Below are 15621 nucleotides of genomic sequence, written 5' to 3'. Positions count from 1 at the left end.
CGATTAGGTTACGGAACGGGCCCGCGGGGTGTCCAGTACGGCACGGAACAGTCATGTCGTCGGATGAATGGACCGCGCCGCGTGGAACCCCGCGGGACCGTGGCCGGCTCAGTAGCGGCGCGCTCCGGCGAACGGCATCGACGAGATGGGCGCCAGCTGAACCGGGGTACCGGAGGTGGCCGCGTGGACCACGTTGCCGTCGCCGGCGTACAGGCCCGAATGGCCGCCGCCGTAGAACGACACGACATCGCCGGGGCGGAGGTCGTTGAGTGAAATGGGGGCGCCGGCGGACAGTTGGGCGCCGCTGGTACGGGGTAGCTCGACCCCCGCCTGTCTATACGACCACTGCACCAGGCCGGAGCAGTCGAAGGCGTCCGGGCCGGCGGCGCCGTAGACGTACGGGGCGCCGACCTTCGACAGTGCCGCGTCCAGTGCCAGATCGCCGGCGGTCTTGCTGGGGGTCACGAAAGGCGGCGGCGTGGCGGGGGAGTTGGGGGCTTCGACGCCGGGAATGCCTGCCGGGATCGGGATCCCGTTGGGCACCTCGAAGGTGCCCACGCCGTGGATGGTCACCGGCTGGGCGGCTGCCGGGGCGGCGGGCAGCAGGAACGCGCCCAGGGTGGCAGCGCCGACGGCTCCGGTTGCGGCAGCCCGCCGCGCCTGTCGCTTGACGGTGTTGAACGCCATGATGCGGTCCTTCCGATTTCCCCGCCGGCGGCACCGGGGTGGTGCGCCGAACTCCGCGAGGTCTCGAAAAGATTACGAACAGATCACGGTGATTTGTAAAGCCTGAGACGGGGATAAGCGTGTATCGGACAGCTTCCTGCTGGCAAATTGTGCGAGATGGGTCACAGCGGTCTGTTCGATTGCGTCGCGGTTACGTCCCGGTCGGGCGCGGCGGCCGGATCGGTCGCGTTACAGCCGATGTGTTCCCGATTGTCGTGCAATTTCTCCAGCGCGAGCGGGTGGATGTCTCGGTGGTGACAATGGCGTGGATGGGGCGCGGCTGCTTATTTGCCCGGCGTGGTGGAACAAGTTTTGGGCCGGTCGACCATTTCGCGAATTTCCGGGCAATTGAATAGCAAATGGACATCGACTGTGAGCTGACGCACAGTTATGTGGTCATTGGGCTCTGGCCGGGGAACAGGGACAGGTTCCGGTGTCCGTCGATGCGATCGTCACGGTCCGGTATCGCTCTACTTGTCGGACCCACTCCGTACCCTGCTCGCCGTGTCCGAACCGATGCCGCTGCATGCCCGGCAGCTGGCATTCGATCAGCTCGACACCCCGCTCTACGACACCACGTTCGTGGTCGTCGATCTGGAAACCACCGGTACCAGCCCGGCCGAGGACGCCATCACCGAGATCGGCGCCGTAAAGGTGCGCGGCGGTGAGGTGCTCGGTGAATTCGCCACTCTCGTCGATCCGGGGCGGTCCATCCCGCCCGCGGTCGTCCAGGTCACCGGGATCACCACGGCGATGGTGCGGGCGGCACCGGCCATCGAAGCGGTGCTGCCCGGTTTCCTGGAGTTCGCGGCCGGGGCGGTGCTCGTCGCACACAATGCCCGCTTCGATATCGGCTTCCTGAAGGCCGCGGCGGCGCGCTGCGAAACGCCGTGGCCCCGGCCGCAGGTGGTGTGTACGGTGCGGCTCGCGCGGCGGGTACTCGGCCGCGACGAGGCGCCCTCGGTGCGGCTCGGCTACCTGGCGCAACTGCTCGGTGCGACTACCACCCCCACCCACCGCGCCCTCGACGATGCGCGCGCCACCGTGGACGTCCTGCACGCGCTCATCGGAAGAGTCGGCAACCAGGGCGTGCACAGCCTCCCCGAATTGATCGACTACCTCCCCGATGTCACCGCGGGCCAACGCGCCAAACGCGCCCTGGCCGTCGACCTGCCCGCCGCGCCCGGGGTCTACCTGTTCCGCGGGCCGTCGGACGAAGTCCTCTATATCGGGACCGCGGTGAACCTGCGGCGCCGGGTCCGCAGTTACTTCACCGGTTCGGAAACCCGCGGCCGGATCAAGGAGATGGTCCGGCTGGCCACCCGGGTCGACCATGTGGTGTGCGCGCACGGACTGGAGGCCGGAGTCCGGGAACTGCGCTTGCTGGCCGCGCACGCCCCGCGCTACAACCGCCGGTCCAAGTTCCCGAAACGTGCCTGGTGGGTCGCGTTGAGTGCGGAAGCCTTTCCCCGGCTCACCCTGGTGCGCGACCCGGCCGGGCCGGCGATCGGCCCCTTCCACGCGCGCGCCGCCGCCGCGGATATCGCCGCCACCCTCGCCGAATACTGCGGGCTGCGCACCTGCACCGCGAAACTGTCGCGGACGGCGCTGCACACGTGCACACCGGAAGCCGTCGGCGGCTGCCCCGCGGCGACCGCCACTGCGCGCACCGTCAGCGACTACGCCCCGGCACCCGTGGCCGCGCGAGCCCTCTTCGCAGGCACCGACGATACGGCAATCCGCCACATGCTGGCCCGGATCGAGGAATACGCGACCGCCGAACAATACGAATCCGCCGCCCGCCTGCGCGACCGCGCGGCCGCCGTCATCCGTGCCCTGCATCGCACCCAGCGGCTCACCGCGCTGGCCCGGCTGCCGGAGTTGATCACCGCCCACCCCGACGGCGCCGGCGGCTGGGAATTCGCGGTGATCCGCTACGGCCGGCTCGCGGGCGCCGGAACCGCGCCCCGCGGCACACCACCCATGCCGGTGGTCGAACAGATCGTGGCCGCCGCCCAGACCGTGCGCCCGGCCGGTGCCATCCCCGATCACACCGAACTACCGCTGGTCGAAACCCGGCCACAGCCCCCGCCGCTGCGCGGTGCCCCACCGGAGGAGGTCGCCGTGATCGCGCGCTGGCTGCAACGCCCCGGAGTCCGAATCGTGCGGACCGCCGAAGGCTACGCCGAACCCGCCCACGGTGCGGCGCGCTGGGTCACCTGGGCCGACGCCGCCGGCGCCGCGGCGGACGCGGCGCGCGGCGAACAGTCCTATACAGAGGAACGTGGTTAGCGGGCGCTGCCGCGCCCGGCGCGGGCCGGAGGTGCTTAGGCTGGTCCCATGATTACCGCGATCGTTCTGATCCAGGCCGACAACGGGCGCATCCCGGAGACCGCGCAGGCGGTGGCCGATACCGAAGGCGTCGCCGAGGTGTACTCGTGCGCGGGTGATGTCGACCTGATCGCGTTGGTGCGGGTCCGCGACCACGAACAGGTCGCCGAGGTGGTCACCGCGCGGATCGACAAGGTGCCCGGGGTGCAGCGCACCGTCACCCATATCGCGTTCAAATCCTATTCGAGCGCGGATGTCGAGGCCGGGTTCTCCATCGGGGAGTAGCTGTTTGTTCACGCCTGTGGCCACACCCGCGCCGACCACTGTCGTCCTCGGCTGCACCTGCGGAATCGGCGCGGATGGAGATGCGGTGGGACCACGGAGATGACTCGCCGGGCACGGTAGCCGGATGGCGTCGTTGCGACCCCCGGATACCGGACCGTCGTCGAGCACATGACCGGCCCGCCGTCGGCAGGTTCGGTCGGCTCAGTCCTCGCCGAGCGTTCTGGTGAGAGCGGCCCAGCGGTCGAGCAGGGTCGCGGCCGCGCCGTTGTCGATGGCGGTTGCGGCGCGTTCGATCCCGGCGACCAGCCGATCGTCGAGGTCACCGTCGAGTTCCGCGCCGCGGGACAGATCGTAGGCGGTGATCGCGGCCGCCGAGTTCACCAGAACGGCGTCACGTACCGCGCCCGCGTCTCCGGCGAAAACATCCCGGGCGACCTGTGCGTTCACCTGGGCGTCACCGCCGCGCAGCGCGTCCAGGTGAACGCGCGGGATACCCAGGCGCACCGGGTCGATCACCGTTTTCCGGACCCGGCCGCCAGCCACCACATAGGCGTCGGTGGCGTCGGAGGTGGTGATCTCGTCCAGGCCGTCGTGGCCGCGCACCACCAGCGCCCCGGCTCCCCGGTCGGCGAAAACGCCGGCGATGGTCTCCAACAGATCGGGGAACGCGCAGCCGACCAGTCCGGCGCGCGGCCGGGCCGGGTTCGTGAGCGGGCCCAGCACGTTGAAAACGGTCGGTATCCCGATCTCCTTGCGGGCCGGCCCGGCGAATCGCAGCCCCGAATGGAACAGTGAGGCGAAGCAGAAACCGATCCCGACCTCGCGCACGCACCGGGCCACCGATTCCGGCCCGAGCGCGAGTTTCACGCCGAGCGCCTCGAGCACGTCCGCGCCGCCGCTCTTGGAGGAGGCGGCCCGGTTACCGTGCTTGACCACCGGCACACCGGCCGCGGCGACAACGATCGCGGACATGGTGGAGATATTGACCGAACCCGACCGATCGCCGCCGGTGCCCACGATGTCCACCGCGTCGCCGTCGATCTTCACCAGCCGCGCGTGACCGAGCATCCCGCGCGCCATACCCGACAGTTCGGCGGGGGTGGGGCCTTTGATCTTCATGGCGACCCCGAACGCGGCGATCTGCGCGGCGGTGGAGTTGTCGGTGAAGATCTCGTCGATCACCCAGTTCGTATCGTCCGCGGTGAGGTCGTGTCCGTCGGCGAGCGCCCCGAGCATCTGGGGCCAGCTGCGCACGCTCATCTCAATCTCCTCGTCGCGCCGATTACCGGTGACCGAATGGTCATGCAACACCCTAATGCGCGCCGTGCTTGTCGGCGCAGTGCTGCCGGTCGGGTGGGGGCGACGGGATGTGTCGTGCTTGCCGGCGCAGTGCTGCCGGTCGGGCGGGTGGACCCGCCGTGCCCGTCGGCGGAGTGCTCGTGCGGGTGGCGAGCGGATCGGGCTCCGGGGGCATCAGGGCTCCGCGGGTCTCATCAGGGGGCCGGCGCACACCGCGGTGTGTGGTCTCGGACCGGTAGAGGCGGGCGTGCGCCGGGGCGGATAGGGACGACAGGCCGGCGTGGAACCGATCGCCGGCCGCGGTCGGCGCAGGGCGCCGCGCGCTCCGCGGCCTGCCGGACACTGCATCCGCGCAGGTTCGGCAGCCGGTCCGGTGCCGGGGAATCCGACACGCCGGGCCCGCGTGAGAGACGCGCTGAGCCGGTGAATCCCGACACAAAAGATCAAGATGGGAACCCGACTTCGACTGTCGTACTACGAAGAGTCATACTTACCCCGTGACGACCGCAGTAGGTACCTCAGGATCGGCCATAACCCAGCGTGTGCATTCGCTGAACCGGCCCAACATGGTCAGCGTCGGTACCATCATCTGGCTGTCCAGCGAGCTGATGTTCTTCGCCGGCCTCTTCGCGATGTACTTCGTCGCGCGCAGTCAGGCACCGGAGTGGCCGATGCCGCCGACCGAGCTGAACCTCGGTCTGGCCATACCGGTCACCGCCGTGCTGATCGCCTCGTCGTTCACCTGCCAGATGGGTGTGTTCGCGGCCGAGCGCGGTGATGTGTTCGGGCTGCGCCGCTGGTACACCCTGACCTTCTTCATGGGTCTGTTCTTCGTGCTCGGCCAGGGGTACGAGTACATCCACCTGGTGGAACACGGCACCTCGATCTCGAGCAGCTCCTATGGCTCGGTGTTCTACATCACCACCGGGTTCCACGGTCTGCACGTCATCGGTGGTCTGATCGCCTTCCTGTTCCTGCTCGCGCGCACCAAGATGAGCAAGTTCACTCCCGCGCAGGCCACCGCCGCGATCGTCGTCTCGTACTACTGGCACTTCGTCGACATCGTCTGGATCGGGCTGTTCGCCGTGATCTATTTCATCCAGTGACACCGGCTGCTTACCACGGTTCCGTCTACTCCAAAGGGACACAGATGAGTTCATCGCCCCCGACAGCGCCAGCGCCCGCCAGCGGTGGGCACGGCGAGGCCAGCAAGAAGCGCAGGCAGCGCCGCATCCGCCGACGGATCGCGGGTGGCCTCGCGCTCATGGTCGGTCTCGTCGGAGCCGGTTTCCTCGCCTCTGCGCTCACCCCCGAGCCGCAGGTCGCTACGGCGAACGAGGATTCGGTGGCGCTGATCCGCGAGGGTCAGCAGCTGTACGAGACCTCCTGCATCACCTGCCACGGCGCCAACTTGCAAGGTGTGCCCGACCGCGGTCCCAGCCTCATCGGCGTGGGCGAGGCGGCCGTGTACTTCCAGGTGTCCTCCGGGCGTATGCCGATGGTCCGCAACGAAGCGCAGGCCGAACGCAAACCCCCGAAGTTCGACGCCCACCAGACCGACGCGATCGGTGCCTATGTCGCCGCCAACGGCGGTGGCCCCACCGTGATCCGCGACGCCAACGGTGAGATCGCGCAGGAGTCGCTGCGCGGCGGCGATATCGGCCGCGGTAGCGAGCTGTTCCGGATGAACTGCGCCTCCTGCCACAACTTCACCGGTCGTGGCGGCGCGCTGTCCTCCGGTAAGTTCGCCCCGCCGCTGGACCCGGCCTCCGAGCAGCAGATCTACACCGCGATGCTCACCGGCCCGCAGAACATGCCGAAGTTCTCCGACCGCCAGCTCACGCCGGAGGAGAAGCGCGACATCATCGCCTACGTCAAGGACTCCGCCGAAGCGAAGAATCCCGGTGGCTGGGGTCTGGGCGGGTTCGGTCCCGCCACCGAGGGCCTGGCCATCTGGGCGATCGGCATCGTGGCCGTCGTCGGTGCCGCGATCTGGATCGGATCCCGGACATGATCGGGCCGGTGTCCGCAGCCGCCCGCGGTACCCGCGGCGGCCGGCCGGGCATGCCCCAGTGGAAGGGCCTCAGCCATGAGTGAAGAACAGGAGCGAAACGAGATGGGTCGCCTGGACAAAGATTCCGCGGCCGCGACCCCGGCGGAACCGACCGAGGCCGAACTGGACGCGATGTCGCGTGACGAGCTGGTCGAGCTCGGCACCGCGCGCGACGGCGTCGAGGTCGCCTACCGGCGGGAACGCTGGCCGGTGCCGGGTACCCGCGCGGAGAAACGCGCCGAACGGCAGGTCGCGCTGTGGTTCGCGTTCTCCGGTCTGGCCGCTGCCGCGCTGGTGGGCGTGTTCTTGTTCTGGCCCTGGGAGTACAAGAGCAAAGAGGAGTCCGGCCACGGCATCTACTCGCTCACCACACCGCTGTACGGCCTGACCTTCGGTCTCTCGGTCCTGGCCATCGGCATCGCGGTGGTGCTGATCCGCAAGAAGTTCATTCCCGCGGAACTGTCGGTGCAGGACCGGCACGACGGCAAGTCCAGTGAGGTCGACCGGCGCACGCTGGCCGCCGAGCTGACCGACGCGCTGGACACCTCCACTCTCGGCCGCCGCAAGCTGATCACCCGCACCGCCGGCGCCGGCGTCGGTGTGCTCGGTATCGGCGCTCTGCTGGTGTTCGTCGGCGGCATGGTGAAGAACCCGTGGGCCAAGGGCGATAAATCGCCACTGTGGGTGTCCGGCTGGACCCCCGACTACGACGGCGAAACCGTCTACATCCGCCGCGATACCGGCCGTCCGCAGGACATCGTGCTGGTGCGCCCCGAGGATCTGGACGCGGGTGCCATGGAAACCGTGTTCCCGTGGAAGGAATCCTGGCGCGGTGACGAGCACGCGACCCTGCAGTCGCTGCGCGGTATCCGCAATGCCGTGATGCTCATCCGCCTGCGGCCCGAGGATGCGAAGAACGCGATCAAACGTAAGGGTCAGGAGAGCTTCAACTTCGGCGACTACTTCGCCTACTCGAAGATCTGCACCCATCTCGGCTGCCCGACCTCGCTGTTCGAGCAGCAGACCAACCGGATTCTGTGCCCGTGCCATCAGTCGCAGTTCTCCGCGACCGAATGGGGCAAGCCGATCTTCGGTCCGGCCGCCCGGGCGCTGCCGCAGCTGCCGATCACCGTAAACTCAGAGGGGTACCTGGTCGCCAACGGTGACTTCATCGAACCCCTCGGCCCGGCCTTCTGGGAGCGTCGATCATGAGTGCTGGAACGGCTACCGGCCGCAAGCTCGCGGCACAAGCCAACGAAATCGACGAGCGCTACCGCGCCGCCGCCTTCATGAAGCGATCGATCAACAAGGTGTTCCCCACCCATTGGTCGTTCCTGCTGGGTGAGATCGCGCTGTACGCGTTCATCATCCTGCTGCTGTCGGGTGTGTACCTGACGCTGTACTTCGACCCGTCGATGGCGCATGTCACCTACGACGGCGCCTACCAGCCGCTGCGCGGTGTCGGTATGTCGCGGGCCTATGAGACCGCGCTCAACATCTCCTTCGAGGTGCGCGGCGGTCTGTTCGTCCGGCAGGTGCACCACTGGGCGGCGCTGCTGTTCGCGGCCTCGATCATCATCCACCTGTTCCGTATCTTCTTCACCGGTGCGTTCCGCAAACCGCGTGAAGCGAACTGGGTGATCGGGTCGCTGCTGCTGATCCTGGCCATGTTCGAGGGCTTCTTCGGCTACTCCCTGCCCGACGATCTGCTCTCCGGTACCGGTCTGCGCGCCGCGTTCTCCGGTATCACCATCGGTGTTCCGGTGGTGGGCACCTGGTTGCACTGGCTGATGTTCGGCGGCGACTTCCCCGGCGACATCATCATCCCGCGCCTCTACATCGCGCATGTGCTGCTGTTCCCGGGCATCATGCTGGCGCTCATCGCCGCGCACGTCGCCATCGTCTGGTATCAGAAGCACACCCAGTTCCCCGGCCCCGGCCGTACCGAGAACAATGTGGTGGGCGCCCGGATCGTCCCGGTGTTCGCCGCCGACCAGGGCGCGTTCTTCGCGTTCACCCTCGGCTTCGTCGCCCTCATGGGCGGGTTGCTGCAGATCAACCCGATCTGGAATCTCGGGCCGTACAACCCCTCACAGGTTTCGGCCGGTTCCCAGCCCGACTTCTACATGATGTGGACCGACGGTCTGGCCCGGCTGATGCCGCCGTGGGAGCTGTACCTCGGGCGCTACACCGTGCCCGCGGTGTTCTGGGTCGCGCTGACCATGGGGCTGGTGTTCGCCGTGCTGATCGCCTACCCGTGGATCGAGAAGAAGCTGACCGGCGATACCGCCCGGCACAACCTGCTGCAGCGGCCCCGCGATGTCCCGGTCCGTACCGCGATCGGCGCCATGGCGATCACGTTCTACGTGATTCTCACGTTGTCCTGCGTCAACGACATCATCGCGCTCAAATTCGATATCTCGCTGAACGCGACCACCTGGATCGGCCGTATCGGCCTGCTGGTCGGACCGCCGCTGGCCTACTTCCTGGCCTACCGGTTCTGCCTCGGCCTGCAGCGCAGCGACCGGGCGGTGCTCGAGCACGGTATCGAAACCGGTGTGATCAAGCGCTTGCCGCACGGTGAGTACATCGAGGTGCACCAGCCGCTGGGCCCGGTCGACGACCACGGCCACCCGCTGCCGCTGGAATACCAGGGTGCGGTCGTGCCCAAGAAGATGAACAAGCTGGGTTCGGCCGGTCAGCCGGGTACCGGTAGCTTCCTGCGCCCCGACCCCCGTTCGGAGAGCGACGAACATTTCGCGAACGAACTGGAGGAGGAGCACAAGCAGCTCGCGGTTCTGCAACGAGTGCAGGACGAAGCGCGCTCGAACAGCCGGCACGGGCACTGACCCGTCCGCAGCGCAAGAAGCAGGCCCACTGGAAATCCAGGGGGCCTGCTCGCGTATCGGGCCCTCAGCGCGCGCGCCGGCGCGCCGCCTCGATGGCCTCGAACTTGGCGAGATTGTGCCGTGCGTCGGCCAGCGCGTCATGGGCGTCGCGGGGCGGCGGCGGCAACTCCGGACGGCCGTGCGCCTCCCAGTGCTGCCGCAGCTCGTTCGTGTAGCGGGGCAACTCGGGTGGTAGATCCACCATCGAGCCCCACAGCTGGCACAGCACCACATGGTCGTAGGCACCCACCCATGCCCACATCTCGGGCTGTACGGTCGGGCGCGGCACCAGGAACCGGTGCAGCTCGTCGCGGATCTGCGCCCGGGTGCGCCACAGTGGCGATGTCTGCGGAGGCAGTTTCGGCAGTACGTGTTTGCTCACCCAGGGCCCGGCCCGACCGGCGTCGAACTCCGTGGAGACGGCGTAGAACTCACGTCCGTCCTCACAGACGACACCGATCGATACGAGGTCGATCACCCGACCGTCCTCGATGAATTCCGAATCGTAGAAATACCTCAAACCGGTGGGTCCCCTCGGTGGCTGACAGAACGCACCGAGCTTAGTTGTGCGCAGCGACAGGCCCGGGGTGCGCCCGCAAACACCTCCGGCAGACGCCCCGGATCGGGCACCACTTATCCTGAACTGGTGAATTGGACCGTCGACGTGCCCATCGACCGTTTGCCCGAGCTGCCGCCGTTGCCCGCCGAACTGCGTAAACGGCTCGACGACGCGTTGACGCGGCCGGCCCTGCAGCAACCGTCCTGGGACGCCGAACAGGCGGCGAATATGCGGACGGTGCTGGAGAGCGTGCCGCCGATCTGCCTGCCGGCCGAGGTGGACGAACTGCGTGAACAGCTCGCCGAGGTCGCGCGCGGTGAAGCCTTCCTGATGCAGGGCGGCGACTGTGCGGAAACCTTCGCCGACAACACCGAACCGCATATCCGCGGCAATATCCGGACCCTGCTGCAGATGGCGGTCGTGCTCACCTACGGCGCCAGCCTGCCGGTGGTGAAGGTCGCGCGGATCGCCGGCCAGTACGCCAAACCCCGGTCCTCCGATACCGACGCGCTCGGCCTGAAGTCCTATCGCGGCGATATGGTCAATTCCCTGGTCGCCGAGGCCGGGGTGCGCGAACACGATCCGTCCCGGCTGGTGCGGGCCTACGCCAACGCCAGCGCGGCCATGAACCTGGTGCGGGCACTCACCAACGCCGGTATGGCCGATCTGCACCGGGTGCACGACTGGAACCGGGATTTCGTGGCCCAGTCGCCGGCCGGTGCCCGCTACGAGGCGCTGGCCGAGGAGATCGACCGCGGCCTGCGGTTCATGACCGCCTGCCGGGTGAACGACCCGAGCCTGAAATCGGCCCGGATCTACGCATCGCACGAGGCGCTGGTACTCGATTACGAGCGCGCCATGCTGCGCCTGGCCGAGAACTCCGCCGGCGACCCGGTCCTTTACGACCTGTCCGCGCATTTCCTGTGGATCGGGGAACGCACCCGTCAGCTCGACGGCGCGCATATCGCGTTCGCCGAACTCCTCGCCAACCCGATCGGCCTGAAGATCGGCCCGAAGACCACCCCGGCGCAGGCGGTGGAGTACGTGGAACGGCTCGACCCGAACAACGAGCCCGGCCGGTTGACGCTGGTCTCCCGGATGGGCAATACGAACGTCCGCGAAGTGCTGCCCGCGATCGTGGAGAAGGTGCAAGCCACCGGCCACCAGGTGATCTGGCAGTGCGATCCGATGCACGGCAACACCCACGAATCCTCCACCGGATTCAAAACCCGCCACTTCGACCGGATCGTCGACGAGGTACAGGGTTTCTTCGAGGTGCATCACGCGCTCGGCACCCACCCGGGCGGTCTGCATATCGAATTGACCGGCGAAGACGTCACCGAATGCCTCGGCGGAGCCCAGGACATTTCCGACCTGGACCTCTCCGGTCGCTACGAGACGGCCTGCGATCCGCGCCTGAACACCCAGCAGTCGCTGGAATTGTCCTTCCTCGTCGCCGAGATGCTGCGGTAGGCAGTTCGCGCGCCGCCTTCGGCGTCGAGGCCGAGAGTTCGCTCGACGCCTCCCCGGGCAGGCGCGGGGCCCCGACGCCCGCCCGGCAGGCGACGCAGGGCAGGCGCTGTAGGGCCCTCGGCGGACCTTGCTGAGCTCGGCACCGAGTCGCCGGCTCGCCCGTGGGTGTGCGATCCGTGCGGCCACAGCATGGCGGCGGGCGCGCCGGGGTGCACCGCCGCGATGTCAGGGCCACCGGCGGGCCCGGCCGAGCGGCATCAGGACACCGCCTCGCGATCGTGAAAGTGTGCTTGCCCCTGCGTTACGGCCGGCGCAGCCCCTCGGCCGGAGGCCCCGGCCCTATATCGGCGCCCGCACTCGCCGGCGTGCTCATTGCCGGACTGTGCCGCGCACCATCGGATTTGCGGGACGGCACGCCCGGCGACGACGTTGCTTCTCGCCGGCCCCGGGGACAGGGTGGCGTAGCCGGGACCAACGCGGGAACCGGAGAACCGGGGGCCGTTCGCCCGTGCCCGAACACGGCCTATTCGCGATCCGCGCCTGTCTCGCCTTTCGCGAACGGGCGCACTCGCCGGTCGGACGAGCGGGGGAGACTACGGTATCGCGACCACGGAGACCGACGCGCCGGCTTCGACGTTGGCGTTGGCGGCCGGTCGCTGCGAGACCACGACCGAGGAATCGAGCGGCGCGAACTGGCGGACCTCGACCTGCAGGCCCAGCCCCTCCAAGGTCTGCCGCGCCTCACTGACCGATTTGCCGACGACCGACGGCATGGTCACCGCTTCGCAGATCACCAGGGTGACCGCGGAGCCGGCGTCGACGGTGGTGCCTACCCCGGGTTCGGTGCCGATGACCCGGCCGACCTCCACCAGTTCGTCGTAGGCGGGGCGTTCCCCGGCGACGGTGAGACCCAGATCCTCGAGCTTCTTCCGGGCCTGCTCGGGAGTATCCGCACGCAGATCGGGAAGCTGGACGGGTTTCGACCCGTTGCTCTTCCAGACCTGAACGTGGGCACCCGCGGGGAGTACGGTCCCGGGCGCGGGGTCGATCCGGGCCAGCGTGCCCTCCGGCGCGGTGCTGGCGACCTCACCGGCATCGACCGGCTGCAATCCTTGATCGCGGATCAGCTGCTGGACCTCGTCCCAGTCGGCACCGGGCGAGACGGCGGGTACTTCCGGTTTACCGCTGGACACCAGGATATCGACGGCCGAGCCCTTGGTTTCCCGGGCGCCCGGCCCGGGATCGGTACCCACCACACCGCCGACGGGCACGGTATCGGAGGCCTTGTCGCGGGTTCCGGTTTCGAAACCGGCCTCCCGCAACTCCGCGGTGGCCTGTTCGACCGTCATCCCGGCGACCGAGGGCACCGTGTTGTAGCGGCCCGCGCCGAGCCACCAGCCGCCGATGCCGACCAGCAGCGTCAGGACCACCACCGCGGCGGTCCATAGCAGGCCGTTGCGGCGTTTGGCGGCGTGGCTGTCCTGATAGGAGCTGTACTGGGCGGGACGCTGCGGCGGGATATAGGCCGGAGGCGGCGGTTCGGTCCGCGGCTGGTGCGTGGTCACCATCCGGGTCGGTTGCGGACCCTGCGGTGCCGCGACGGGTTCGGGCGCCGGCCGGGCGACGGGATGGCGGGCGCTGGTGTGTTCCGCCGATTCCTGCGGCGCGGGCACCCGGTAGTCGGGCAGGTTCAAGCGCGCGGCGATGGAGCGTAGTTCGGCCACCATTTCGGTGGCGTCGGCGAACCGGTGCCCCGGTTCCCGGGCGGTGGCGCGGGCGACCAGCCGGTCGAATTCGGGTGGCACCCCCGCGATGAACTCGCTCGGGCTCGGCACATCGTTCTCCACCCGCTGATAGGCCACCGACAGCGAATTGTCGCCGGTGAACGGCACCTTCCCGGTGAGCAGTTCGAAGATCAGAATGCCGAAGGCGTACACATCGCTGCGGGCGTCGGCGCTACCGCTGGTGACCTGCTCGGGCGAGAGATAGGCGGCGGTACCCAGGATGACGCTGGCGGAGGTGGTGTTGGCGGCGGCAACGGCGCGGACCAACCCGAAATCGGCGATCTTGACATCGCCGCCGTCGGAGATCAGCACGTTCTCCGGTTTCACATCACGATGCACCAGACCGGCAGCATGCGCCACCCCGATCGCCGCCAGTACCGGTTCGGCGACCGCGCGCACGGCATGCGGCGGCATCGGCCCGCGTTCGCGCAGCAGTTCCCGCAGCGTCCCGCCCTGCACCAGCTCCATCACCAGGAACGGATACTCGCCGTCCACGCCCTGGTCGTACACCTCGACGAGAGAGGGATGCTTGAGCCCGGCGACGGCGCGGGCTTCGAACTCGAACCGGGTCAGGAACTGCGGATCACCGGCGAACTTGGGATCCATCACCTTGATGGCGACCTGCCGGCCCAGCCTGGTGTCCACACCCCGGAACACCATCGACATCCCGCCCCGGGCGATCGGCGCGTCGATCCGGTAGCGCCGATCCAGTACGGCGCCGATCAATTCTCCTCCGGCTGTCACGAACCTCTCCACCCTCGTACCGCGTCGCACGGTCGCCGCTGGCGCGGCTCCCACATGGTATCGGCCGAACCGGTGCGGGTGTCTCACCGCGTGCGGACGCCCAGCGTCTACGGTTATCTCCCGTGAGTGCCTTTCCTTGCAGCGCCGATGTCCTGCCCGCCTCGGTACCACTGCTCTCGTTACCCGACGTCGCGAAGAACCTGGGGGTCGTGGTGACCCGGGTGCACCAGATGCTGCGGGACAACCAACTGCTCGCGGTACGCCGCGACGGTGTGGCGGGGATCCCGGAGATCTTCTTCGACGACACGGGCGCGGTGCTGAAATCGCTACCGGGCCTGATCACGGTGATGCGTGACGCCAAGTACACCGACGAGGAGATTCTGGAATGGATCTTCACCGACGACGACACACTGCCCGGTAAACCGGTGGAAGCCCTGCACGGGCCGCTCGCCCGCGAGGTACTGCGCCGCGCCGCCGCCGACCCGTTCTGAGCTGTGTTTATTTTGCAGCGCCTGCGGCGCCGCGGTGGTCGCCTGCGAACATCCGCCGGTTACCGGCGTATCGCGGCTGTGGCCGCCAGCCACAGCCGCTGACGGTTCGGGACCACCGCGCGCCGGGCGAACACGTCGTAACCGCTCTCCTCTATGCGGCCGAGGATTGCCGCGTAGAGGGTTGCGGCGGTGCGGATACCTGGGCGTACGCGTGGGCTGAGCAGTTCGATGCCCGGGTGTGCGCGACGGTAGAGGTCGCGGTTGACGGCGATGAGGTGCGCGAGCGCGCGGCGCACCCGGCGGTCGGTGCTGCTCGTACGGCGGCAGTACCGCAGCAGTTCCTCGTCGACGCCGAATACGGCGAGTTCGTCGGCGGGCAGGTAGATCCGGTCGCGGTCGAGGTCTTCGCCGATATCGCGCAGGAAATTGGTGAGCTGGAAAGCATTGCCCAGCGCCGCCGCCGCGGGTTCGGCCGCGGCGCGGGGACCGGCCGTACCCAGTACCGGCAGCAACTGCAGGCCGATGGCGGCCGCGGAACCGCGCATGTATTCCTCCAGGGCGGCCATGGTGGGATAGCGATTCCGGAACAGTGGGGAACCGGGGGCATCCATGCGCATGGAGTCCAGGAAGCTCCAGAAATGCCGCGGGTCGATGGCGAACCGGGCGACGGTATCGGTGAGGGCGAGGAAGATCTCGCCGAAACCGGCGGGCAGCGCGCCGGGCCGGGTGGAATCGAGTAGCGGGGGCCAGCTGGGTTGGCCGGGGTCGAGTGGCTGGGTGTTGCTGGGTTGGCCGGGGTCGAGTGGCCGGGTGCTGCTGGGTAGACCGGGGTCGAGTGGTCGGGTGTCGCCGGACCGGGCCGGAGTGAGCGGCTGGGTCGTGCTGGGCTGAGTCGGGTCGAGTGACCGGGGCGCGGTGGGCTGGGCCTTGCGGAGCCGGGGTGTGCTGGACTGGGCTGAGTTCGACGGGGCGGTCACGCTGGGGCTCG

13 protein-coding genes are annotated in these 15621 nt (G+C 68.5%); 8 read left to right on the top strand and 5 right to left on the bottom strand.

Annotation, left to right across the window (positions count from 1 at the left end):
* Positions 1–108: 108 nt before the first annotated feature.
* Entirely contained in the window at positions 109–687 is a 579-nt protein-coding gene (locus IU448_RS22780) for a C40 family peptidase (protein ID WP_195057698.1), read from the bottom strand.
* A gap of 555 nt (positions 688–1242) precedes the next feature.
* On the opposite strand from IU448_RS22780, the gene IU448_RS22775 reads away from it, so the two are divergent.
* Together IU448_RS22775 and IU448_RS22770 are read left to right on the top strand one after the other, a co-directional pair.
* On the top strand, positions 1243–3018 hold the full coding sequence (locus tag IU448_RS22775) for a DEDD exonuclease domain-containing protein (protein ID WP_195057942.1): 1776 nt from the start codon (positions 1243–1245) through the stop codon (positions 3016–3018).
* A gap of 48 nt (positions 3019–3066) precedes the next feature.
* Positions 3067–3342, top strand: coding sequence for an Lrp/AsnC family transcriptional regulator (locus IU448_RS22770; RefSeq protein WP_195057697.1), 276 nt, complete (start codon positions 3067–3069; stop codon positions 3340–3342).
* A gap of 201 nt (positions 3343–3543) precedes the next feature.
* Here the strand turns inward: IU448_RS22770 and trpD are convergent, their stop codons facing one another.
* On the bottom strand, positions 3544–4602 hold the full coding sequence (gene trpD / locus IU448_RS22765) for an anthranilate phosphoribosyltransferase (protein WP_195057696.1): 1059 nt from the start codon (positions 4600–4602) through the stop codon (positions 3544–3546).
* Between the two features lie 536 nt (positions 4603–5138).
* Here trpD and IU448_RS22760 point away from each other — a divergent pair.
* The 4 genes from IU448_RS22760 to IU448_RS22745 all read left to right on the top strand — a co-directional run bounded on the left by IU448_RS22760 (position 5139) and on the right by IU448_RS22745 (position 9543).
* Complete coding sequence (locus IU448_RS22760) at positions 5139–5747, top strand: cytochrome c oxidase subunit 3 (protein ID WP_195057695.1); 609 nt, start codon at positions 5139–5141, stop codon at positions 5745–5747.
* A gap of 44 nt (positions 5748–5791) precedes the next feature.
* Positions 5792–6655: a c-type cytochrome gene (locus IU448_RS22755; protein WP_195057694.1), complete on the top strand. Its 864-nt coding sequence runs from the start codon at positions 5792–5794 to the stop codon at positions 6653–6655.
* Between the two features lie 102 nt (positions 6656–6757).
* Positions 6758–7906 carry a ubiquinol-cytochrome c reductase iron-sulfur subunit gene (locus IU448_RS22750; protein WP_228814079.1) on the top strand — a complete coding sequence of 383 codons (1149 nt, stop codon included), beginning with the start codon at positions 6758–6760 and terminating at the stop codon, positions 7904–7906.
* Positions 7903–9543, top strand: a complete 1641-nt coding sequence (locus IU448_RS22745) for a cytochrome b (RefSeq protein WP_195057692.1) — start codon at positions 7903–7905, stop codon at positions 9541–9543. The genes IU448_RS22750 and IU448_RS22745 overlap by 4 nt, the downstream gene beginning before the upstream one ends.
* Positions 9544–9607: 64 nt before the next feature.
* Here IU448_RS22745 and IU448_RS22740 read toward each other — a convergent pair whose 3' ends face one another.
* Complete coding sequence (locus IU448_RS22740) at positions 9608–10102, bottom strand: polyadenylate-specific 3'-exoribonuclease AS (protein ID WP_195057691.1); 495 nt, start codon at positions 10100–10102, stop codon at positions 9608–9610.
* Between the two features lie 126 nt (positions 10103–10228).
* Between IU448_RS22740 and IU448_RS22735 the strand changes: the two genes are divergently transcribed.
* The gene (locus IU448_RS22735; RefSeq protein WP_195057690.1) at positions 10229–11614 is read left to right on the top strand and encodes a class II 3-deoxy-7-phosphoheptulonate synthase; all 1386 of its coding nucleotides are present in this window, start codon (positions 10229–10231) and stop codon (positions 11612–11614) included.
* Between the two features lie 593 nt (positions 11615–12207).
* Here the strand turns inward: IU448_RS22735 and pknB are convergent.
* The gene (pknB, locus tag IU448_RS22730) at positions 12208–14142 is read right to left on the bottom strand and encodes a Stk1 family PASTA domain-containing Ser/Thr kinase (RefSeq protein WP_280456605.1); all 1935 of its coding nucleotides are present in this window, start codon (positions 14140–14142) and stop codon (positions 12208–12210) included.
* A 122-nt stretch (positions 14143–14264) separates the two neighbouring features.
* Here pknB and IU448_RS22725 point away from each other — a divergent pair, with 122 nt between their 5' ends.
* Positions 14265–14633: an Rv2175c family DNA-binding protein gene (locus IU448_RS22725; protein WP_195057689.1), complete on the top strand. Its 369-nt coding sequence runs from the start codon at positions 14265–14267 to the stop codon at positions 14631–14633.
* A gap of 59 nt (positions 14634–14692) precedes the next feature.
* Here the strand turns inward: IU448_RS22725 and IU448_RS29130 are convergent, their stop codons facing one another.
* Positions 14693–15610, bottom strand: coding sequence for a squalene/phytoene synthase family protein (locus IU448_RS29130; RefSeq protein ID WP_416383040.1), 918 nt, complete (start codon positions 15608–15610; stop codon positions 14693–14695).
* Positions 15611–15621 lie beyond the last annotated feature (11 nt).

Source organism: Nocardia flavorosea, assembly GCF_015477805.1.
Lineage (GTDB): Bacteria > Actinomycetota > Actinomycetes > Mycobacteriales > Mycobacteriaceae > Nocardia > Nocardia flavorosea_A.
The sequence above is the reverse complement of the archived record's forward strand: the minus strand, read 5'-3'. Positions and strand labels throughout refer to the sequence as shown.

Coding starts and splice junctions, on each gene's coding strand:
- trpD (WP_195057696.1), bottom strand. CDS start 4,602: ATGAGCGTGCGCAGCTGGCCCCAGATGCTCGGGGCGCTCGCCGACGGA.
- IU448_RS22780 (WP_195057698.1), bottom strand. CDS start 687: ATGGCGTTCAACACCGTCAAGCGACAGGCGCGGCGGGCTGCCGCAACC.
- IU448_RS22755 (WP_195057694.1), top strand. CDS start 5,792: ATGAGTTCATCGCCCCCGACAGCGCCAGCGCCCGCCAGCGGTGGGCAC.
- IU448_RS22750 (WP_228814079.1), top strand. CDS start 6,758: ATGGGTCGCCTGGACAAAGATTCCGCGGCCGCGACCCCGGCGGAACCG.
- IU448_RS22770 (WP_195057697.1), top strand. CDS start 3,067: ATGATTACCGCGATCGTTCTGATCCAGGCCGACAACGGGCGCATCCCG.
- IU448_RS22745 (WP_195057692.1), top strand. CDS start 7,903: ATGAGTGCTGGAACGGCTACCGGCCGCAAGCTCGCGGCACAAGCCAAC.
- IU448_RS22775 (WP_195057942.1), top strand. CDS start 1,243: ATGCCGCTGCATGCCCGGCAGCTGGCATTCGATCAGCTCGACACCCCG.